At 36.8% G+C, this 22,876-nt stretch carries 15 protein-coding genes and 3 pseudogenes; 6 read left to right on the top strand and 12 right to left on the bottom strand.

Going from position 1 to position 22,876, the window contains the following annotated elements; translation table 11 throughout:
- Nucleotides 1–506: 506 nt before the first annotated feature.
- From AC1MGI_RS20970 to hxlB, 3 genes are all read left to right on the top strand, one after another.
- Entirely contained in the window at nucleotides 507–854 is a 348-nt protein-coding gene (locus AC1MGI_RS20970) for a winged helix-turn-helix transcriptional regulator (protein ID WP_062187861.1), read from the top strand.
- A 359-nt stretch (nucleotides 855–1,213) separates the two neighbouring features.
- Nucleotides 1,214–1,855: a 3-hexulose-6-phosphate synthase gene (hxlA, locus tag AC1MGI_RS20965; RefSeq protein ID WP_480349950.1), complete on the top strand. Its 642-nt coding sequence runs from the start codon at nucleotides 1,214–1,216 to the stop codon at nucleotides 1,853–1,855.
- A 2-nt stretch (nucleotides 1,856–1,857) separates the two neighbouring features.
- The gene (hxlB, locus tag AC1MGI_RS20960) at nucleotides 1,858–2,415 is read left to right on the top strand and encodes a 6-phospho-3-hexuloisomerase (RefSeq protein WP_480349949.1); all 558 of its coding nucleotides are present in this window, start codon (nucleotides 1,858–1,860) and stop codon (nucleotides 2,413–2,415) included.
- Nucleotides 2,416–3,179: 764 nt separating this feature from the next.
- On the opposite strand, the gene fbp is transcribed toward hxlB, so the two are convergent.
- Nucleotides 3,180–5,111 (bottom strand): fructose-1,6-bisphosphatase, encoded by a 1,932-nt coding sequence (fbp, locus tag AC1MGI_RS20955; RefSeq protein ID WP_480349947.1) that lies wholly within the window; start codon nucleotides 5,109–5,111, stop codon nucleotides 3,180–3,182.
- 95 nt (nucleotides 5,112–5,206) lie between these two features.
- Between fbp and AC1MGI_RS20950 the strand changes: the two are divergent.
- Nucleotides 5,207–5,584 (top strand): annotated as a pseudogene (locus AC1MGI_RS20950) (recombinase family protein); the annotation flags it as partial.
- A 270-nt stretch (nucleotides 5,585–5,854) separates the two neighbouring features.
- On the opposite strand, the pseudogene AC1MGI_RS20945 reads toward AC1MGI_RS20950, so the two are convergent.
- Nucleotides 5,855–6,036 (bottom strand): annotated as a pseudogene (locus AC1MGI_RS20945) (Lin0368 family putative glycerol transporter subunit); the annotation flags it as partial.
- Between the two features lie 369 nt (nucleotides 6,037–6,405).
- Nucleotides 6,406–7,353: pseudogene (locus AC1MGI_RS20940) on the bottom strand (IS4 family transposase); the annotation flags it as partial.
- A 208-nt stretch (nucleotides 7,354–7,561) separates the two neighbouring features.
- Here AC1MGI_RS20940 and AC1MGI_RS20935 point away from each other — a divergent pair.
- Together AC1MGI_RS20935 and AC1MGI_RS20930 are read left to right on the top strand one after the other, a co-directional pair.
- Complete coding sequence (locus tag AC1MGI_RS20935; protein ID WP_480349945.1) at nucleotides 7,562–7,795, top strand: hypothetical protein; 234 nt, start codon at nucleotides 7,562–7,564, stop codon at nucleotides 7,793–7,795.
- 561 nt (nucleotides 7,796–8,356) lie between these two features.
- On the top strand, nucleotides 8,357–8,533 hold the full coding sequence (locus AC1MGI_RS20930) for a hypothetical protein (protein ID WP_480349943.1): 177 nt from the start codon (nucleotides 8,357–8,359) through the stop codon (nucleotides 8,531–8,533).
- A 450-nt stretch (nucleotides 8,534–8,983) separates the two neighbouring features.
- On the opposite strand, the gene AC1MGI_RS20925 is transcribed toward AC1MGI_RS20930, so the two are convergent.
- From AC1MGI_RS20925 to AC1MGI_RS20885, 9 genes are all read right to left on the bottom strand, one after another.
- A complete protein-coding gene (locus AC1MGI_RS20925) occupies nucleotides 8,984–9,406 on the bottom strand; it encodes a hypothetical protein (RefSeq protein ID WP_480349942.1) in 423 nt (140 codons plus the stop codon).
- 431 nt (nucleotides 9,407–9,837) lie between these two features.
- Nucleotides 9,838–10,164, bottom strand: a complete 327-nt coding sequence (locus AC1MGI_RS20920) for a hypothetical protein (RefSeq protein ID WP_480349941.1) — start codon at nucleotides 10,162–10,164, stop codon at nucleotides 9,838–9,840.
- A 1,469-nt stretch (nucleotides 10,165–11,633) separates the two neighbouring features.
- A complete protein-coding gene (locus tag AC1MGI_RS20915; RefSeq protein ID WP_480349940.1) occupies nucleotides 11,634–11,882 on the bottom strand; it encodes a ferredoxin in 249 nt (82 codons plus the stop codon).
- Between the two features lie 31 nt (nucleotides 11,883–11,913).
- The gene (locus AC1MGI_RS20910; protein WP_480349939.1) at nucleotides 11,914–12,930 is read right to left on the bottom strand and encodes an NAD(P)/FAD-dependent oxidoreductase; all 1,017 of its coding nucleotides are present in this window, start codon (nucleotides 12,928–12,930) and stop codon (nucleotides 11,914–11,916) included.
- 187 nt (nucleotides 12,931–13,117) lie between these two features.
- Nucleotides 13,118–14,266 carry an aromatic ring-hydroxylating oxygenase subunit alpha gene (locus tag AC1MGI_RS20905; RefSeq protein ID WP_480349938.1) on the bottom strand — a complete coding sequence of 383 codons (1,149 nt, stop codon included), beginning with the start codon at nucleotides 14,264–14,266 and terminating at the stop codon, nucleotides 13,118–13,120.
- A gap of 239 nt (nucleotides 14,267–14,505) precedes the next feature.
- A complete protein-coding gene (locus AC1MGI_RS20900; protein WP_480349936.1) occupies nucleotides 14,506–16,941 on the bottom strand; it encodes a GcvT family protein in 2,436 nt (811 codons plus the stop codon).
- Nucleotides 16,942–17,875: 934 nt separating this feature from the next.
- A complete protein-coding gene (locus tag AC1MGI_RS20895; RefSeq protein ID WP_082675243.1) occupies nucleotides 17,876–18,544 on the bottom strand; it encodes a TetR/AcrR family transcriptional regulator in 669 nt (222 codons plus the stop codon).
- A 316-nt stretch (nucleotides 18,545–18,860) separates the two neighbouring features.
- Complete coding sequence (locus AC1MGI_RS20890) at nucleotides 18,861–20,387, bottom strand: glycine betaine uptake BCCT transporter (RefSeq protein ID WP_480349934.1); 1,527 nt, start codon at nucleotides 20,385–20,387, stop codon at nucleotides 18,861–18,863.
- A gap of 1,357 nt (nucleotides 20,388–21,744) precedes the next feature.
- Entirely contained in the window at nucleotides 21,745–21,924 is a 180-nt protein-coding gene (locus tag AC1MGI_RS20885; RefSeq protein ID WP_062186866.1) for an IDEAL domain-containing protein, read from the bottom strand.
- Nucleotides 21,925–22,876: the final 952 nt, after the last annotated feature.

The following is a 22,876-nucleotide window of genomic DNA, read 5'->3' as shown; positions in this document are numbered from 1 at the left end:
TTGATTAGTAGTGTATCATCCAGTAAACTTATGTGATAAATACACGCACCTATTCAAATTATATAGCCTTTTCTTTGTAGCATGCTAGTCATGCTACAGAATTCGCCAAGTGCCTTTCCTAAAAGCCTTGGCTTTTTCTTAAAATAAATTGTATAGAGAAAATAGTTTGTTTTAGCTAATCGCAGGTAGTGTAACGCGAATCAGTAGGAAATTATCGTGTTTTCAATAAAAAATTCTAGATTATTTTATTTATCTTAAACATTTTAATCGTTTTTCGTTCGAAGCAAAAAAATTACTTGCCCAACGACAGCATTCTCTAACTCCTAAAACAAACAGGTTGTGCATGATTTGTGACACCGATATTCTTAATGAACCGTTCACCTTCTTCTATCATTTTCCCACCTGTATAGAATGTACTATCCTCTTTCAGAAGTAATGAACTGGTAAGTAATGATTAAACTGATTATTGACGGGTTTATATTTTGTCCGGATTGGAGGTGACAAACATGATAGAGCTTTGCGGTAAGTCTTATAACTGTGAAAAAGAATTAACTCTTTCTGTTATCGGGGGAAAATGGAAGATGTTGATTTTATGGCATTTGGGCAAAGAAGAAAAGAAACGTTTTAATGAACTGAGGTCTCTCATGCCAGGTATCTCTCCAAGAATGCTCGTCAGTCAATTGCGAGAATTGGAAGATAATTTCATCGTGCATCGTGAAGTTTTTGCTGTCGTCCCGCCCAAAGTAGAATACTCGCTTACGGATCAAGGAAAAAGCTTAATGCCGATTTTGGAGGCTATGTATAGCTGGGGGAAAGAGTATATGGAAACGACCAATACTGTAAAAACACAATAAATATCATATACTAGATTAATAATGTGATTTTAATTTTCTAAATAATCAGTTTTTTTATCAAAAATACAACATACAAATGCTTGTCAATAATGTCTCATAACCGTGTGCGGAACCCTAGTGGCAACTTACACACGGTTTTTTGTTGCTAGTGTCTTGAATGTTGATTAATACGAGGATATAGTTCAATCCTATCATCGCACGATCAAAGTAAAATCTCCTACATACTACCCATTTTACTTTGATAGTGTATTTTTTAACACTATATGATAAAAAAGTGCGTACTTTGTTTTTTGAAAGTTAGAATATATACTATCTTTAGTAGCAATTATTTACAAACTATATTAAGGAGTGGGTTATTCATGGAACTACAATTGGCGATAGACCTAGTAAATACTGAAGAAGCAATTAAATTGGTGGAAGAAGTTAAAGATTTCATTGATATCGTAGAAATTGGTACACCGGTTGTTAAAATTGAAGGTCTTCAAGCAGTAAAAGCTATGAAGGAAGCATTCCCTCAATTACAAGTTTTAGCTGACATGAAAACAATGGATGCAGCAGGTTATGAAGTTTTAAAAGCATCTGAACATGGCGCTGATATCGTCACTATTCTAGCTGTAGCTGAAGATGAGTCTATCAAAGGCGCAGTTGCAGAAGCAAAAAAACAAGGTAAAAAGATTCTTATTGATTTAATTGCTGTAAAAGATCTTGCTAAACGTGCGCAAGAAGTTGACGCAATGGGCGTAGACTATATTTGTGTACATACAGGTTACGACCTACAAGCAAAAGGTCAAAACTCATTTAAGGACCTTGAAACAATTAAAGGCGTTGTGAAAAATGCAAAAACTGCAATCGCAGGTGGTATTAAATTAGAAACACTTCCTGAAGTTCTTAAATCAAACCCTGACCTTATCATTGTAGGTGGCGGTATTGCTAACCAAGATGATAAAAAGGCTGTAGCACAAGAAATGCAACGCTTAATTAAAGAAGCGGTGACCGTTTAATTATGCAAACAACTCAGTATACCGAACTCGTTTTGCAAGAACTTCAACGAACAGCAGCGCTCGTTCGCGATGAAGATGCCGAACAACTCGTAAACGGCATTCTGAGCGCAAAAAAGGTATTTGTGGCAGGAGCTGGCAGATCAGGCTTCATGGCTAGATGTTTTGTCATGCGTATGATGCATATGGGGCTTGACCCTTATATTGTGGGCGAAACCGTGACACCTAATTTGGAAGAAGGCGATATCTTTATCATCGGCTCCGGATCTGGTGAAACGAAAAGTCTAGTTGCCATGGCAGAGAAAGCAAGAAGCATCGGTGCGACAGTAGCGGCAGTCACGATTTTTCCGAACTCCACGATTGGTGAATTGGCAGATATCGTCATTGAAATCCCTGCTCAAGCGAAGTCCGGTGTCGATACAGGGAATAAATCCATTCAACCAATGGGCTCTCTGTTCGAACAAAGCCTTCTATTATTCTATGATTCTATTATTCTCCGCTTCATGGAGAAAAAAGGCATGGATTCCGACAAAATGTATGGACGCCACGCGAATCTAGAATAGAATAATTGAACTTCCATAACGTAGAAATACGTTTTCAAAAAAAGGATGACTTTAAAGTCAATGGCTCATTGACTTTATCGCATCCTTTTTTGAACTTTGTCGTCTTGTCTTTTTTGTCTCCTTCAGAAATTATAACGGATCCACTTATCTTTTTCAAAATGATGTTCATCTCTGATTCTCTTTTGTTAAGAGATGATTCCTTAAATTATAATCTGCCTCTTTTTTCATTAGCAATCTCCTGAATTGAGGATATATTTTATTGTCATAATTATCACCTGTTTATGTTAAATTACAACATTTCTTCATTTATTCTTTGAACAAGTAGAGAAGAAGTTTAATAAATAATTATATACCAAAGCCATCAAGGGATACGCCAATTTTCCTTAAGGGTTTCTTGATGGTTTTGCTCTAAGGAAAGTTGTGTGCTATTGATAAAAAATAAATGTTCTATAATAACGGGACAGTCCAGAAAGTCAGTGAAAACTAACTTTCTGGACTGTCCCTAGAAATTGATTAAACTAAACTTTTTAGAATTAATTTAAGAGTCTTTACATAATTCCTTGTATATTGGCCATTATCTTTCGATTCATCTACTTTTATGGTCATTGGTTTTAATCCCTTGGCTGATCAAATCTTGGCTTCCTATCGTGCAAAATTAGGAAGAATTATCCTTGGTTGTAAAAGTGTAGGTCCTGCTTGTTAACACAATGTTACTAAGCATTATTCTATATTATAGAACCTATTAAATAGTAATGATTGATGACTCAATTCATATAGCGATATTCCATAAGACTTCTTAAAATAGAGACTTCCTGCAATAATTCCTCTCCAACATTTGTTTCTAGAACCTTTTTTCTCTCTAGTTCTTTATCCACCAATCTTTTTACTGATAAAACATCAGTTCCATTTAGCAGAACATCTTCTTTTGAATTAAAATGTTTATGCGCAACAAGTTGCATACCGTAGGAATTATATAATAAAGTGTATCCAGCAATCCCTGTTTTTGATTGATAAGCCTTGGAAAAGCCTCCATCAATGACAATCATCTTTCCATTTGCTTTAATTGGATTTTCTCCGTCAATTTCTTTAACTGGTGTATGGCCATTTATTACACGCCCTTGATCAGGATTAAGATCAAATTCTGTTAGAATTTTGCGGCAGGTTTCCTCATTTTCACGTAAATGGTAGTATGGATTCTTTCTCTCCTTGTGGGTTGCCTTATCCTTAATGAAATATCTTTCAAAGGTTGTCATTTCTCTTTTTCCAAAGAGTGATGAATATTCTCCTGTCCATAAATACCAGACCATATCTGTTGCAAGATCATTTGTCTCTTCAGGATGTGCAAATGCATGTCGTAAATAATGTTCAAAAATATCTAGTAAATCACGACCTGCATAGGTTTTATTTTCAATCACCATTTTTTCCATATTTCCTTTTTCATTTAAAGGAATACAGCCATGTATTAATAAGTTCCCGTTATATTTCAAATAAAGACTGCCTTTCTTCATAAGAAACTTCATATGTCTTGCTAACTTTTCTGAATGTTGGACAGAAAATAAAAGCTTATCCAACACTTGCTCTTCTTCCTTTAATAATTGATCAGCTTGTCCTTGATTTACCGTTGCAAAGCAAGTATTTTCTAGTGGGTACGTTTCCCCATGAATTGTTATTTCGTTTTTGCCATAATCAATTTTCTCCAGCAAAAGCCTTTCCGACATATTAAAGTTCGGGCGTCTCTTTATGATAGAGATCTCAAGTTTGAACTGAATCATGGCAATGGCTTGATGAATTTTTGTAATTTGTAATAGTTCATGATTAGATAGTTTTTTATCTGAATGTCTCTTCGGTCTAAAGGCTGGATTGTCCTCATAGTATTTCTCCGCAAGATTAAGAAGTGGTCTAAGATTGATTCCATACACATCTTCAATAATATCCAAATTGTCGTACCTGGCACAGATACGAATAATATTAGCGAGACAAACCTTTGAACCAGCAAAGGCACCTAACCATAGTACATCATGATTTCCCCACTGAATATCAACAGAATGATAATTGATTAGAGTATCCATAATTTTATCAGGCTCTGGTCCGCGATCATAAATATCTCCCACTACATGAAGATGGTCAACAACCAACCTCTGAGTACTATAAGCAAGACCTATAATAAGCTGATCAGCCTGTCCTAGGGAAATAATTTGCTGAACAATTTTTATGTAATACTGTTCCTTATTCGTGGATTCATCCGTTTTGTATAGTAGCTCTTCGATAATATAGGCAAACTGATTAGGCAATGCTTTACGTAATTTTGAGCGTGTATATTTGGAGGAGGCATAAGAAATGAGCTTAATCATATGATCAATAATTTCTGTATACCATTGGTTTAATTCTTGTTCCTTATCAAAATCATTCTTTATTATCTGCAATTTCTCTTCAGGATAATAAACTAATGTCGCCAATTCATTAATTTCTTTTTCTGATAATACATCGTTAAAAATATCTCTTATTTTCTCTTTTACTCTCTCCGAACCATTTCTTAACACACGTTGAAAGGCTCGATACTCCCCGTGTAAATCACTGACAAAATGTTCTGTCCCCTTTGGTAGGTTAAGAATGGATTCAAGATTAATAATTTCAGTTACCACTTTTTCTTCACTATCATATTTTTTGGCGAGTAAATCTAGGTGTTTTTTGTTCAAAATCACGTATCCCCTTTCAATTTCATCTAAAAGATTCCGAGTAAATACTTACACTAGAAAACTAAAATTGAGATTTTAACCATAATAACATTTTTGATACGATTGTTGCTTGGCGATTGGATAGACTTGGACGCAACTTACAAGACTTGATTCAAATTGTGAACAGCTTGAACGAACGAGGTGGGGTTTCACAGTTTGTAAGAAAACTTACTAATGGACAAAAGCAATGCCACGGGGCAATTGATGTTCCACCTGTTTGCAGAATTTGAACGTGTAATCTGATCGAAAACGCTCGGCTGCAGGACGGGTAGCAGCAAGAGCCCGTGGTCGTCTTGGCGGCCGTCCTGAGAAATATGGACCAAAAGATATTGAAATGATAAAAGCACTGATTGAAAGTGATACACCGATTAAGGTTGTTGTGGAAAAAGTGGGGTATGTCTCGAACGACGATATATCGCTATTTAGAAAAATAATAAATCGGAATGGTTGATGTCTATGCAGAGGGATGTTTTTTTTATGGGGGATAGGGTCAGGAAACCGCATCTTCTGACTCTACCCCATGCCTCTCAAGCTAAGGATGTAAATGACTAGATACGAAATAATTATTGTTTCAAAACAAGTGAATAATGGAAAAGTAGGAATACCAAAAATCCTATTAAAATACGCTTTTTTCGCTAGGCAACTTATCTATGTTTTACTGTCTCTTGTTTTTTCATGGTTACCATCTGATATTTAAGTTTATTTTATAGAATTAAGGAAAGTAAAAAACCACCTATTACACCGCCAACCACAGCTGCAAAAACGTTAGTTAAAAATTTCGAAATTTTACCACCAGTTAAAGCAGAAGTACAAAGAGTCCAATCCCTGCTACCCACGCCATATCTATCCAAGCACCACTATAATCAATGATTATCTTTACAATTCCTAATTCCCTTGCCTTTTGTAAGGATCTGGATATTTTAATTCACGATAAACCAGTAGCATTGGCAATCTGCTGCTGTGACATATTATCCTCATAATACATTTGACATATCGAAATCAGAAGTCTCTGATCCATGTCTGTCACCTTCCTTCATAAATCATCATTCTCTTTCCATTTATTATAGCTCATCTCGTGTGATTCACCACGTTCACAAACACCAGACTATACCACAATATCATTTTCATAGATTTGATTTAAAAACAGGGTTGAGTCAAGTCTTTGTAGGGGATATTTCTAGGGGGTGAACTTTCTCTTTTTATTATCCTTTTGACAACGCTTTATCTTGATGTATAAGTTGATTCCCATTAGCTACTTACTGTTGTCCTTCATGACAATCCCTTTCTTTTTCTCACGTACGGCTTGGTTTTTCAGTCGTGTTTCGGTTTGATCATTCGTTAATCGGTGGATGATTACACGTGTCGGTAATTTCTGAATCTGTCCAATGTAAGCTTCCGAAATTTCAATGGTCTCACCTGGTTCCAGTTCCTTCATGATCTGTATCATATCGAGCTGAGTATATTCTGTTTGCTTTTTCAACGTGCCATTTTTGAAATACTCTGGTTCCGGATTTTTCACATAAATACGTGTATTTAATTTCAATCGATATATATAATAGGCTCTCAACTCATGAATCGCTTGTAAATCTCGCAAATCAAAATAACCTAAGTCACGCAGGCATAAATCACTTGCCTCGACATTTTCAAGACAATCCGTACCATATGTTTTGTCGTTATTTTTTCCTGGCCCTAGCTGCACATTTAAGAATTGGCCACTAAGCAGATCGTATTCAGGTTGGATTTTCACACCAGCCGTGTTACTACTCCCTCCAGATCCTTGATAATCAGTGACGAAGGAATCAGGTAACTGAAACACCGTTGCATCTAGAATCCGAATCCGTTTGAAAACAGAAAGGATACGTGAAGTTAGCGATTTTGTCGCACAGAGTTTCTGTGTAAGGAGTAAAGTAAAGAATTCTCGAAGAAATGCGACAGCTGTTGGATTAAAGCATTGATTCAGTCCTTCTGGGCTCATGAGTACGCCCGTCGAAGCCTCTAATCGACTACATAGTTGCGTAAGCGATGTACTAGCGACTTCTTGGCTGAGTCAAACGCAAAGGGCGATAAGTTCATCTGCTTGATATTTACTGGAGCGCTGCACAAAACCAACTTGTTTGGCGAGATCTTGTAGGACTGTTGAAGATAGAAAGCGTTGTAATTCTTGTGAGAATAGATGTAAATCTTCAGAAAGCGAGAGGTCCATGAAAAAACGTCATCCTTTTCGAGTAGTTTACTGAAAGAATAACGCTTTTTTCATTTTTGAGAAAATTCGTTTCATTAGCTTGATGAGCATGTGACGCTACCCCTTTTATGACAAAATCCCTTATAAACTAAAACCCTATTAAGAATCCATTCCCACGATAATACACCCGCATAGAATGATATCAACTTACTTGAGAGGTGATTTTTCGATGAATAGACAATTCTATGGACCATATCATTATGGCTGGTATCAATACTATCCATCCACATACTATTACGGCACTCCCTATGTACCAATTTTAGGTTCGTATGGAGGATTTACAGGCGTTTCGGGATTAGGTCAGCATACAGCATTTTCTGGTGGAATTCCGGGGGTTAGTCATGTTGGTGGGGCTGCACATTTTGGCGGCGTATCAGGCATTGGTGCAATTCATGGAAGATGATAAAGGTTTATAGGCAAGTTTTTGGTTGGAAAAGCGAGACAAATGAACATAGCTCGCTTTTTACATACAGAGGACCATTTTATAAAAACAGTTCACCAATGACCTTTTTTCAGTTTGGTTGATTAGCAGTACGATTTGAAAATTCGTAGATTTATAGGATAATCACACAAAAATTCGTACTTGGCCATGGCGGATCGCGATCGATCATAATAAGGATCGAAATTACAAGGAAAATCGATTAAAAAGATTGAAAAAAGCAAGGAAGAATACTGCTTTTTCAGAAGTGAACTTTCAGAAAAACATCCGTCAAGAATGAAGTAGAAGTTATCCTGGCCATTTTTAGAATGTTGAAAAATGAAAAAAGCGGCTTTGAGATTATGAATGTTCTGACGAGTAAAGGTAATGTGAAGTTTGCTAACAATGAAGACTTTCTTGAAGCTAGAGTTGAATAATAATTTGAAACAAACAACAAAAGCTCTAAAGAAACACGAATTAAATGATGAGGAAGCTGAATAAAAGGCTGTTTTAAGGATAGAGAATCCAATCCATCTTGGGTGAAAAATGGATCGATTGCACAGTCTGAAGGTGGATTTGAAAACGATTGGCTTGTTTTTGTTTGTCGTTGTTCTTGGAATGGTTCCAATATTTGTATTCGAATCTAAATACACGGCGATGGCATTTCTTCAGAAGTTTATTGTAAAACTTATAGGTATAGCTTTTGCAAAACGCGGTGAATAGCCTCTATTAGTCCTCTTAACTTCATTTATTCGGCGTTAATTCTATAATATACATATAGCATAAACAGCTTGGTACTTACCATGTTTAATACGCGTGACTACACACGAACCTTATTAGCACTCCGGGTTGCGTTGCATGGAAGGCTAACTAGTGCATTACTCTAAGATCGGATCTGTGTCATTGTAACACCCTTTTTTGTTGTACCACTACATCAGGTTAGTTTAAGTAGTTAGATTAAGTAGCCAAATGAACCCCTATCTTTTATCCCTAGAGGCAAGGTAATTAAAGAAACTTTGGCGATAAGTATTTAATACTATCCCCATGCTTCTTGTTCCGCTTTTTTTCTAATAAAGTGGTTTGTTCTATTTCAAGTGCGGTACGACTTACTGAAACTAGGTCTCTTAGGGGGTAAGGTATTTTAAATATGATCTTCTTCATGTTTCCACCAGCTCAAAACTTCTCCCTACTTGGCTGTAAATTTGTTTTTTTTAATATACTCAATGTTGTCACATGTAGCTCTTGTTCAATGCCTTTTAATTTGGAAATTTCCTTTTGTATATCATCTTCCTTTAATTCTATGAGGTTATCATAATCAATTTTGCATAATAAATTATTCAAACAATTCAAAATCCCCTTGAATGATTTCACTAATAATCCATGTTCAATATCCAAAAGATTTGGGGATGCAATAGTCTCTAGAGATTGGATGCTACACTGCCCTACACTAATTGCATTTTTTAAATCTACGCAATACTGATCATAATCAGAAATTACTCCATCAATATAAGTAGGATGTACCATATTAGAGATATAAACTAAATTCCCGCCCACTTGATTTAGAGTTTGCCCGTATTTCTTTAAATTTCTTCTCATATAATTTCCTCCTGTTTAACCAAAATACTTTGGGCTTTTTTCTTTTATAATGTATGCGATGTAAATAAAATGGTTTAATGCCTACTAAGCTGAGAGATTGAATCTGAACTTTAAATCCAACAAATTTAAGGTACGTTGAACATGTATATAATAAAAACAGGAAGAGCAAAAAAAGAACTGAATTAAAAGAGTAATTACTGTTAATTGAAGCTCGACTGAGCAGTCAAAGGAAAGAAAAAAGGATTTCTATCAAAAATTTTTAGATGGAGTATGAAGGAATAAATGTTGAACAAATTGAATAGAGATTTGATCGTTTAATAATCTATCTTGAGTAGTCTATTTTAACCATGTTTAGGCAAACTATTGTAATGTCTTTGACTACGGTAAAGCCCTTTTGGATTCGTGTATGTTTCTCAAAAATGTACAGTATTTCAGCATTTATATACACATAGTACATTCTCTAATTCCTTCTCACCACATACCATATATGGAATACTAAGATGGAGAAGGTGAAAAATTGATATCCCATCAATACTCCCAATATCCCGAATATCAATCTCGGCTACAATGGAACCCCAACCAAACTTGGTATCATAATCATCGAATGTTTCCATATCAGCAAATGTTTCCATATCAGCAGATGTTCCCTCCACAGTTATGGTACCCTCAGCCTCAATGGAAACAAGATCCGTATATTCAGCACGTAGGAGGGCATTATCCAGGACATCATAATAATAAAAAGATTCCCTTACATCCATATGTTAAAGGTTACCTTATCATGGGCGCTTAAATGAAAAGGTGCCCTTTTTATGTGTTGTTTGATTTGACTCTTGTGCTATTCCTCCGGCTCCTGGACTAGACACTCCCGATTCAAACTGGTCCTCACCGCCCAAACTGATTGAAACAAACAAAGCAAATCCGAAAATAGAAGTGAGAAGAAGAAGGATGCCTGCAATAATCTAAGTGATAGGGTTTTTGAGAATGGCAATGGTTCCAGCGACTTTTGCACCTTTCTTTAAAACTCCTTGCATAGGAACTCCTTTCTAAGATCGTTTCTGACACAATGATACAGATTGGTCACGAAACTGCATCTAATGACGTCAAAGCGCTTCTCTCTAATATCATTTTCGCTCTTTTTCTGTTTGCTCGTTTTTTTGTCTTCCTGATCTCGGAACGTTTGACATTTTCGGAGGGTGTTGTATTTGCTTTTCTGGCATCGATTTTCTGTTGTACCTCCCACTGCGTTAGATGTTTGACGGGTTCCCTTGCAGCTGCTACTTCTTGCTCGATTTCCATTCTGATAGCTGGGTTACGATGCGGGGAAGGTTAATTTTCACGGTTAATTGATCTCACTGTCCGTTAACTAGGAAATTTAGCACCTCTTGTTTTCTGCTTTCTTATCTATTTGAATTCGCTGGGTTCAAACCCAGCTTCCGAGCTTCTGAAGTGGTACGTTCAAAACTGCGGGCTGTTTGGCCAGTGACTGCACTTTTGTTGATTGCCTATAAAAAACCGAGAAAAACAGCAAAATAGTAAGAAAACATTATATGAGGCCGTTTTCATTGCGTTTGTTATCGCTTTCATCATAAATGTTACCGATTTCAACAGCGTTGTTAAAATATTACTTATAAACCATAATAAGAGTATAAGAAAGGGGATGATATGAATGAAAAATTTCGTAGAAACAATTAAGTGGGGAATGGATATGTATGCAAATGCACTTGAAAGAATATGGGGAAAGTAATTGTAAAACCAAAGAAAATAATCTCATAAATTAGAAAGGGGATGACACATTTGAAAAAGTTCTTAGAATCATTAAAGTTCGGAATGGATATGTACGGAAAATCACATGAATTAATGCATAGAAGATAATTGAAAAACTAACCAATTCTCAAGATATACTGAGAATTTTTTTTTATAATTCACAATTAATCTTTCTCTACGTTTAAATGAAACCTTATCTTGCCCACCTGTTCCTAAAAAAGGACGAGGGAGCAGACTTCTGGTCTTTTCCCCTTCATATAACATTTAACATTCAGTTCCCTCTCTTTATCTTGCTCCTTCTGATCGAGTCTTTTCACCTCTATCCTAAGAGTTTAATTCTTCTTCGTACTCTTTCCAGACAATAAAATTTTCATTATATAACTCTGTAATCTTCTCATTAAATTCTTCTTTTGCTTTTAATGTAGCTTTGAACTAAAGCACCCTTTCGTGAAAAGCCATCTGTTTATTCGAATTTATTTGCGTCACTGTCAAACTGGGCTTCCGCAACTTTAATAGATCCACTTGGGCAGCTTTCCAATGCATCTTGCATATCTTCATGAAGGTCAAAAGGAATTTCAACCATCCCTCTATTATCATCCAAGATTACGAAAGCAACCCCTTCCTCATCATAATCGTAAATGTCAGGAGCACATGCTCCACAAGTCCCACAAGCAATGCATGTTTCCTGATCAACCATTGTGTACTTGACCATTCATATACCCTCCTGCAGAAAAATAACAAAGCTAACGGGTTGTGACAAAATCTGATTTTTCTAAATTCATTGACGTACTGTGGCCAGGTTGTAATTTAGCTTCAGGATCGATATAAGCTTTTGCATTATTCACCGCTGTTGGCGCTTCCCCGAATCCAACTGCAATTAACTTTACTTTCCCCAGATAAGTAGTAATATCCCCTGCCGCGTAAATACCAGGAATTGATGTTTCCATTTTTGAGTTGACTACGATACTACCTTTTTCGATCTCTAATCCCCACTCTTTAATAGAGCCAAGTGAAGATTTAAAACCGAAATTGACAATGACAGCATCCACTTCAATGATTTTTTCTTCTTGAGTTTTACTAGTAGAAATGACTAGCTTCTCAATCCTTTCGCTCCCTATAAGATCCTTTACTTCATAAGGTGTCAAAATATTGATGGTAGAATTTCTAAGATTTTCTACACTATACTCATGGGCACGAAACTTATCTCGGCGATGGATAATATGAACCTCTTGAGCGATAGCTTCCAACATAAGTCCCCAATCAACAGCAGAATCCCCCCCGCCAACAATTGCAACCTTTTGATTCGCAAACTGATTCAAATCTTCAACAAAGTAATGAAGATTCTTTCCTTCAAATGTTGCTGCCTGAGGATGGTCTAGCCGTGTTGGTTCAAAGGCACCTACACCCGCTGTTAGAATGATCGCCTTTGAAAAGTGAACACCTTTGTTTGTTATCATTTCAAAATGACCGTCGAGTTTTTTTATATATTGAACACGTTCCTCTAAACAAACGGTCGGACTAAAATGAAAAGCTTGTTCTTTTAAAGCATGGATTAATTCTTTAGCACGTATTTTGGGATAACCAGCAATATCGTAGATAAATTTCTCTGGATAAAGGGTAGCTAATTGCCCTCCTAATTGTGGAAGACTCTCAATAATTTTCACTGTACATTGACGCATTCCGCCATAAAAGGCGGTAAATAAACCAGTAGGTCCTCCGCCAATAATGGTAAGGTCAAAAACTTGATTATTTTGGGACATACCATTCACTCCTTATAGTGCTCAATCTCATATTTATAGTGCTTCATTGTGAGATTCGTATAAAACCAAGAGTCTAAGGTAACAGCATTTATTCTAGTATTTTACCAAAAGAAAAGATTATCTTGTTATACTCTATTGAATAATACTTCACTCTAGAGGAGATCACATCATACGTGAGATTTTTCTGTTAGGCATCTTTCATACCAACGGACTCTAAAACATAATCGTAAAATTTAGATACGTGATGTTCAATTGGTACTAAGATTCCACCATTTTTATAGGCTTTTGAGCCCATATTATCTTGACACCATTGACAAGCTTCGAAATCCTGCTCGTTCACGCGATGGAATAGTTCAACAGCGTCCATTGGATCAAAATCTGGTTTGGCCATTTCTTCAGGATCGAATAGCCAATCACAAATCACAATCGATCTTTCCCCACTTATCGGAATAATCCGGTGCGTAATGACATGATCCGGTGTTAAGTTGATGAATACATGCGGAATCATGGTCATGCCAAAATATAAACGGTCATCTTCAGGAAGTAATCCTTTTAACATCGGCCTATTGCCTTTCCCGCTAATGGAGAAAGCTTCTAAATTTTCATTAAAACTGGCCCCTAGACCCACTTGATTTTGTGTTCCGACACCTGATTTGAATTCAGGAAGAGCTGCTGTTAATTCAGGGTGAATGGCCGAGCAATGGTAACATTCCTGGAAGTTTTCTACAATGATCTTCCAGTTTGCTTTCACATCATACTCCTTAGAGTGAGCGACTCTTAACGTTGGAATTTGGTATCTGGCGAATGTCTCAAGTTCGCCAAAGCGATCCATAATTTGTGTGTCTAATTGTTGCTCCACTGACTCTGGATTTTCAGAAAAATTCAGCCAGATCAAGCCATGCCAGGTTTGAAGCTGTACTTCTTCTAAGCGGTACGTATCATTATTCACTAACTCTTCATGGCATTCACTTGATTTGGGAACACCACGTAAAGAACCATCAAGCCCATAACTCCAAGAATGATATGGACAGCGGATGATCCCTACTTTTCCAGAAGATTCGCTACAGAGGGTTGCTCCACGATGACGGCAGGCATTTAAGAAAGCACGGAGCACATGGTCTTTGCCCCTCACAATCAGAATATTTTCTCCCTCGACTCTTGTTGTGATATACTGACCTGGGTTCGCTACCTCATATTCATAGCCAACGAAAAGCCATGATTTTGAAAAAATCTCCTTTTTTTCCAATTCAAAAATGGCTGGTGATGTATAAAATTCTCCTCTTAGTGTAGATCGGATTTTCCCTTTACCATTTATCACGCTTTGATCCATCGCCATCTGTTATTCCTCCTTTAGTCTTTTGAAAAGTTAACGAAACTATGTGGGAGCTTCCTTATAAATTCACAAAAATACATAACGCTACAGGCTGAATAATTCAATGGGATGATTTGTTTTACCACTTATCATCAAATCTGCTAATTGCTTCTACAGCACTAGTAAATGTAAATCGACCCCTGCTGTACTACTTATCGTTCCAAATCGATCATCATGACATCATAAAATTAGTTATCCTGACCTTATTGATGAGCAATCACAGCTGGCTTTGTCATTATTTTGGCTGTGTAACGTTGTCCAAAGTATTCAATACTTAATTCGCCCTCTCTATTTACCGCTTCAGGTGATAACAGTGCATACACAATCCCCTTGCCTATGCTGTATTTATACCCAGCACTTGTCACAAACCCGACAACCTTTCCTTCATCTACTACCGGTTCATACCCCATCACAACCATGGACGGATCATCGAGTAATAGTGTCGTTAACAATAACTTAGGCCCCTTTTCCTTACGGTCTATCAATGCTTGTTTCCCAATAAATGTTGGTTTCGTAAGATCAACCATATGATCGAGTCCTACTTCATATGGATCATGTTCACTCCAGAAATCTTTCCCACTTCTTAATGAAAGGGATTCAATCCGTATGCTTTCAAGAGCTCGGTCACCTGCAGGTATGAGCTGATATCGGTGGCCCGCTTCAAATAGTGCATCCCATAGCTGTAATCCTTGATCGAAAGTGGTGAAAAACTCCCATCTATCTGTACCTGCATAGGTATCGTATACAGCGAGGACTGGAGCATTTCCGATAAATACGTCTTTGGCTTGGCCACTCTCCCATTCACTACTGTCAAAAGTCTTTGGATCAAGAGCTTGCATCATCTCACCCGCTTTAGCACCCATGACACCTAGCCCACACATTCCGGATGTTACATCTTGAATCACAACTTGGCTCGATACGGATACGTGTTTTTTCATCCAACTTGCTTCCACTGCTCCTGTACAAAGAACAAAGAACGTGGAGGCTTTTGTACGAATCACCTTTATTTCATCTTTTATCCCTGCTAATTCATGTAACATCAATGTACTTGTCACATGTCCAATCGGAATATCCATATTACTTGTGGTCAATTGTTGTAAAAACGCAAGCGCCCCTTCACCACTAATTTCCAACCGCTTTTTCGCAGCTGTTGCGTCATAAAGCCCAACATGTTGCTGTAAATGAAGCTGTTCCACCTCAATAATCGGTGACCAATATTGGGCGGCCCAGCCTTTTCGCTTCAAGATAGTATTTTCATAGTTTGCAACAAGCGAATCATTGGCTTCATACCATTGTGGCTGCTCCCAGCCAGATTTTTCGTTAAAATAAGCCCCTGCTGTTTTTTGCCGCATATAATATGGACTTACACGCATATCCCGCGATGTTTCCGGTGGCATAAATGGATGGTGAACATCGTATACTTTTTCATAATTTTCAATCGAACGCTTTTTATAATAAGCCGGACTTTGTGCGTAAGTGTCAAAACGATTAATATCACATAACTCTAAATCAACGGTTGGCGCGTCATTGACAATCCATTCAGCCATTTGTTTACCAACACCAGCAGAATGGGTGACCCAAATCGCTTCTGCCACCCAAAACCCTCGTACTTTCTGTGATTCACCGAGTAATGGCATCCCATCCGGTGTAAACGAAAAGATCCCGTTTATTCCTCGTTTCACACCTGCTTGTTTCAACCCAGGAATGAGTCTTTTGGCATCTTGCCAAGGCTTTTCAAAAAAATCTTCCGGCGTAAATGGCTTTACAGATGGCATTTCTTTTGCTTCTCCATATTTCGAAATGTCACTCACTTCAACTGGCAATGGGCGGTGTTGATAGGAACCAATCCCGATCCCATTGAATACTTGACGAAAATACATGGCATTATCTTGATCACGGATCAGCGGGGCTGTTACTTCTTCTGATTCGCCAGCTAGTTCTTGTAAATCATTCGAAAATACATATTGATGAGCAATTGGTTGAAGGGGAATCGTGACGCCTACCATTTCCCCAATCCGAGGTCCCCAAAATCCGGCACAGCAAATAATCAAGTCAGCCTCGAATCTTCCAGCACTTGTTTCAACTGCTGTTACTTGACCATCCACAACTTCGACATCCGTCACTTCTGTGTGACCGTAAAACTTCGTCCCACAGGATTCAGCGAACTTCGCCATTTTGTCTACAGCACGAAGGGGTTTAGCAATTCCATCTGACGGTACATACAGTCCACCTAAAATGTTATCTGGGTTAATGAGTGCGCATTTTTCCACACATTCTTCTGGTGTAAGAACAAACGCCTCCATTCCCCAAGATTTTCCTACTCCTGCTTTTCGTTTTAAATCGTCTAATCGGTCCTTTGTATTGGCCACTTCAAGACTCCCTACCGAATAGAAAGAAGGTTGTCCTTCATGACTCAACTCTTTAAAAGCCTCCACGGTTTGATTCGCTAATGTTGTCAGAACTTTTGAAAAGCCAAGTTGAAACACAAGTCCTGGTGCATGCGAAGTGGAGCCCCCTGTTTCAAATAATGGACCTTGTTCAATCACCGTAATGTCTTGCATCCCCATTTTGCTTAAATAATAAGCGATACTACAGCCAACAACACCAGCACCAATGATGACCATTTTCTTTTTCTCCATATCCTGCATCCCGCTCCCTCTGAATCATCTATAGTACATATTGTTGTGATCCTTCTTATTTTTTATGGGGAATCAATTCAACCCCTATCTACAATTATTCCATTATAATCAGTAGATTGTGAGTGGCTTCCAAGCCTTAAAGGTTATAAATTGTTAGCGTTTACAATTATTAGAGTTAAAAGTCTAGGGTAATTTTTTGCGCTCCTTTTTTATAAAGGGGCTCTTCCAAATTCATCAACCTCATTTCGTAATCATGATTAATTTATAATTATGATATCAACTCCGATCGATATTGTAAATGATAATTTTTATAATTTTTAAAAAATTATAAAAATTAAATGTGATTACTTTTTTAATATATTGTAATCTTGATTGACCATTGCTAAAATCCCCTAAAGAGGTTTGTAAATGCCTACCAAAAGTTGAGAAAAAATTAGGGACATGTGAAAAGAGTCCCTTTTATCATTTCACTGCTTATTTGATTTCGGAAGATTGTTATATGATTGGGTATTTTCGTCAATGTTCGTTTAGCAGACTTAATTGGAGGTTTTTTTATATTGACAAGATGAGGAGTGGATGAGTGTTTTGGGGAGTAGCGGAACGAATCGTACAGTATACATCATCACCTTTTGGATAAGGGGATACAGTGGGATCTGCAAATAGAGCGATGATGTACACTTTTTTTCACTAGGAATTGTTTAGGTCGTCTATACATTTCTTGGTCTATGCTTCACTTTTGCCGATATCGCAAAAGTTTACTGGGATTAATTAGCTTCATTTTTTATCCCATTCTTGGTAATCGGATTATAGCTCTCATATCAATAGGATTCTTAGTAAGTCGCAACTTAGAAACATTGCAATCAGCATTTCCATTTACTACCCACATAAACAAGACAATAGATCACAATCATTCGAAACAAGAAGTTGATATGAGTTATCCAATTAAAGGGGTAGCATTACGAATATGATTGACCGTTATTTCTGTTGCTTCTTCAACTGTATAGGTCGTTCTGTTATTGACGAACATCGTAAGCATCCCTTGCCAGATTAAATAATGACATTCTGCGATTCTCTCAGCATGCGTTTCTTGAATGTATCCTTCTTTGATACATTGTTTAAGGGAGATAAATGTTCGTTTAGATTGATCAGATTCTATAAGCATAAGCTTTAGATCATCATCAGCTAAAAATGCTAATAAATCAGTTGGAGAATAATCATAATACTTTTCCATATTGACCGGATGAGTACCTAAATCAGCCGAAAATACAGCATAGTAGATTTTTGGCGATTCAAAAGAAAATTTACAAAAGCATTCCCAAATCAAAAAGTATCTTTCTAAAGGGGTTTTCGCTTTCTCAATATATTGTGGTAAAGCATCCGTATATTTTTTTACCATACTCATAGAAGCAAAGAAATTTAGATGGGATAAGTCTTCAAAGTAGTTATAAATGGTTGCACTATTATAGCCGGCTATATCAGCAACTTTCCTTATTGTAACCTTATCAATCCCTTCTTTTTCGATAATATCAGCAGCTGCGTTAATAAAGTAAGACATCATACGGACCGTTTGCTTTTCCTTGTTTTTTTCTGTTTGTTTTTTCAATCTTTAACACCTCAAAATCACGATAATTAATTTTGAGTGTAACATAAAATAGCTGATTCGCAAAAAACTTCAAGTCATTTGCAATGAATCTCTAAATCTAGAGCATACTTTTATTATTTTACGACTTCTTAAGGTATATGGCTTTCACCCAAAGTTCAATCCTCTGTAGGCTCAGCAGAGGAGGTTTGAACTTTGGGTGTTGAAATCTTCATGAACGTTATATTTTTCACTAGCTTCAGCTTTGTCGTGCGTAAGTCTACTCTATGGTATTCATAAAACGTAGATTTTCTATCATTCTTTCTCGTAGGTCCGCTCATTATGAAATTTTTTCTTTAGGTTCTGAGATTTTATCTTCTTTTATCTCATTCTTTAATCCTTTATATAGAGACCAACACATGAAGACCATAATAATCGCAAAAGGGAATGCAACTGCAATCGAGGCCGTTTGAAGTACCTCTAAGCCACCTGCTAAAAGTAATACAGCAGCAACCATTGACTGGATAATCCCCCAAGTAATTTTAATTCTATTCGAGGGATTTAAATTACCACTTTCACTAAGCATACCCAACACAAAAGTTGATGAATCAGCTACTGTTATATAATAAATAATCACTACTGCAAAGCCTATGATGTTTAACACAGAACTTGCTGGAAGATAATCAAAGAAACGAAACATTGATAAATCCACATTTGAAATAACTTGTTGTGCCAATTCCTTTTGACCTAAGTTATGGATCAGATGGAGAGCTGACCCTCCAAATATTGACAGCCAAACAAACGTACCAAGGGCAGGGACGAATAAAACGCCGATAACAAACTCCCTGATCGTTCTTCCTTTCGATATTCTGGCAATAAACAGGCCTACAAAAGGGGCCCATGCAATCCACCATGCCCAATAGAATAAGGTCCAACTGCCATTCCATTTGTTGTCACCAAAAGGTTTTGCGTTTAAACTCATACTGATGAAATCATCTACATATCCGCCCATCGTATTAAAAAATACTTTAAAAATCGTAAAAGTAGGGCCCATGACTAAAACTAATAACATAATCAAAAACGAGAGGACCATAGCAGTATTGGATAAGTATTGAATCCCTCTTTCTAATCCAGTGGATATCGAGATTAAGTACAGGATGGTTGCGACTACGATAACGGTGATTTGAACAGCAAGTGTATTTGGAATATCAAATAAGGAATGAAGCCCACCTGAAACTTGCATTGCGCCCAAACCAAGTGAAGTAGCTATGCCAAAGACGGTAGCAAAAACAGCAAGGATATCTATTGTTTTTCCAATCGGACCATGAATTTTTTCTTTTAAAAGAGGGTAAAATGCAGAACTCACTAATGCGGGTAATTGTTTGTTGAATTGGAAAAATGCAAGAGCTAAACCAATAACGGTGTAGATCGCCCAGGGGTGAAAACCCCAATGGAAAAATGAATACTTTAACGCTACATTAGCTGCTGCTTCTGTATAACCTTCTCCAGTAGGAGGGCTCGTATAATGAAATACAGGCTCTGCAACACTCCAAAAGAGAATGCCTACTCCCGTACCGGCAGCAAATAACATAGCCAACCAAGATATTGTCTTAAATTCTGGCTTGTCCGTTTTCTTTCCCAACCTAATATGACCATATTTAGACAAAAATAAATAAACAGAAAATAAGACAAAAAACAGAGCTGCACCAAGATAAACCCACCCAAAATACTCAATGGTGCCATCGAAAATGATATCGGTAATAGCTGAGAGACTCTCTGTAAAAAAAATACCCCAAATAATAAATGCGACCGTTAGTAGAACTGAAACATAAAATACAATATTTGCGTTTATTCCTTTTTTACTCAAATTAACTCCTCCTTTACTTTTAAAAGTGGTTCATGAGTATTGGTTATACGCGTTATGCTTGTATTTTCAATGAATAGATCAATAAGGTTAGCCAGGATTTAAGGCTAATTTTAGAATACAATAGATTGATTGAAAAATGAGACAACATAAAGCCATCATCGTATAAAGCCATCCAAGAATTCAGTTGTTTTTGTAACATGCACTTAAAAGACACGACTCTTTCTTTTAGCGAATTAATATGAAAATGAAACACAGAATGCAATCCCTAGTGAAAACACGCCACATAAAACAACATTTCGCTAATCGTAATGAAGCTACAAAAACCACATTATTCTTTCATTTTACGGAAACACCCCCTCCTCATTTTTATAAATGGATTTACCATCCATTTTGAAAACGTTTTCAAAAATATTCTTTCCTAGTAATCAAGATGTTGGCATATTAACTAAGGGACATTTCAAACAAAAATTTTGGAATGACTAATTACAATTACAGTCCCTTTCTACCCGGATCTTCATACTTAATTTTAATTAATTTCCAATTTGGGGTGCTCCCCTTTTTATAATCATGATTATTTAATTATTGTGATTAATTATAGTGGCATTTCCGAAGAATGTAAATACAAAATCGCCAATTAAAATGAATATTCCTAATTTTTAAAATATTACTTATGTTTTTTGTGGAGTTGTTGCATATCTACCAAGTCGATGCTACGGTAGTCGTGATTATTTCTTTGAGCTTTTCATTTAAATAAGAGTACGGTTCCGAACGGAGAATGTGTGGTTGCCGATTACATAAAAAATTGCTCTAGATTTTTTGGCGTTTCACAACCCGTTGCTATGAGCAGCAACCACTTACGCAAAAAATGCAGTGAGGATTGACTTCCTCACTGCATTTTCCACATATTTTACAGATTTCCCGAACGAGAAAGCCCATTATGGTGCAATAGCACACTCTTTAGAGATGGGATGATCGTTCGGTTGGCGTTAGCCAAAGTGTGTATAGTATAATATCCCTGTACAAGATGTTCTTTGAAAACTGAAGATAGGGAGTTGTGGCAAGAAGCGATTGATAACATTTGCCACGTAAAATCTTCAACGTTCATAAAAATATTGGGTCGTGACAACGCCCCATGCGGAACGGAAAGCACACAAGGAGTCTTTTTTGGGTTTAAACTTGGTGAAGTACCTAGCCATGCGCTATACGTCTGTTGATGTTCTTAGAGAACGTACGCTAGTGTTTCAGTAGAAACTCTTTTCGCATGAAAAGATAAGGGGACTGTTAAAAAGTATACTTGTATCTTAGAACCCCATTGCTTTAGTGGTGGGAGTTGTCAGAATGAGTTGTACCAACCGTATTAATTCATATTTTTTAATTCTTCTGTTAATCGTATAAATTCTTCCTTATTTCGAGTTTTCAATGAGTGATCGATTGCCTTTTCTAGTTTCTCTTTTCGGAAATCACGAATGGCTTTGTCTAATACCATCTCAGCAGTCACTTCGGGTTCTAACGGGGTTCTAGGCAATTGCTTTTCCATATGCAATCAAGCTCCCTTCACCTTTTTCTATTCTACATCTTAGTTACGCATAGCATAGATTATTAGTTTTTTATCGAAACTAGTGGATACACTGGTGTTCGTAGGAATCCTCCATTTCAAATTTTCCATAGAAAATTAAATGAAGGTCGTTCAAACTTTAGGTTTGGTGGCCAACTGTGATTCACAAATCTCAGAACCCCAACCTGTTACAATGGATACTTTACCCTCTAATTCACCTGTAATATAACTCCTTTTAACATAATGATAACGCTTACAGGCTTATTTTACAACTAACAAGCTTACAAATTTCACAAGTACTTTATATTGAACTCCCATTCGGTTCTTTTGCTGTTAGAAGTTGAATCTTCCTCGTCACAGCGCTGTCGATTGCCTCTTCTTATTCAGACTCATCTAAAATAAGTATGATTAAAATTATTGGCATATATAATTAAGGTCATTACTTCAATATGCCTTTCATGTAAATGTAGAAAACAATTTTTTTATAGTCATGTTTATTTCCCCCTCTTATTGATTTTTTATTCCTATTCTTATATTCTCCGAGTTATCACACTTATATACCTCTAAAGTATCAATATACGATTTTCCTTTTTAAAAACATCTAGTAAACTCTTATATTTCTTGTAAAGTACTTCTTGTATACAAAATAGCATCTATCCATACTTGAAAATGGGATAGATGCTTTAGTAAAACGTATAGAATAGGATGTGACTATCCAACTGGTCCTTGATACCGGTGGATAAATCACGGCCACAATTATTTCAGAAAGGCGGTTAGCCTTCAAACCCAAATACATGATCTTTTTCCAGGGTATGCTGCATCTTCTTTTTCACTTTTTACTTAGCCTCTACTTCTACATCTGCTGCTACTTCTTCCATAGCAAATCGTTCTTCTGGAGCATTTTTATTGATACGATACCTTGCCCAGACAAAGT

It is taken from the genome of Peribacillus sp. BM1 (assembly GCF_056679975.1).
This window is presented reverse-complemented; position numbering and strand designations above follow the sequence as displayed.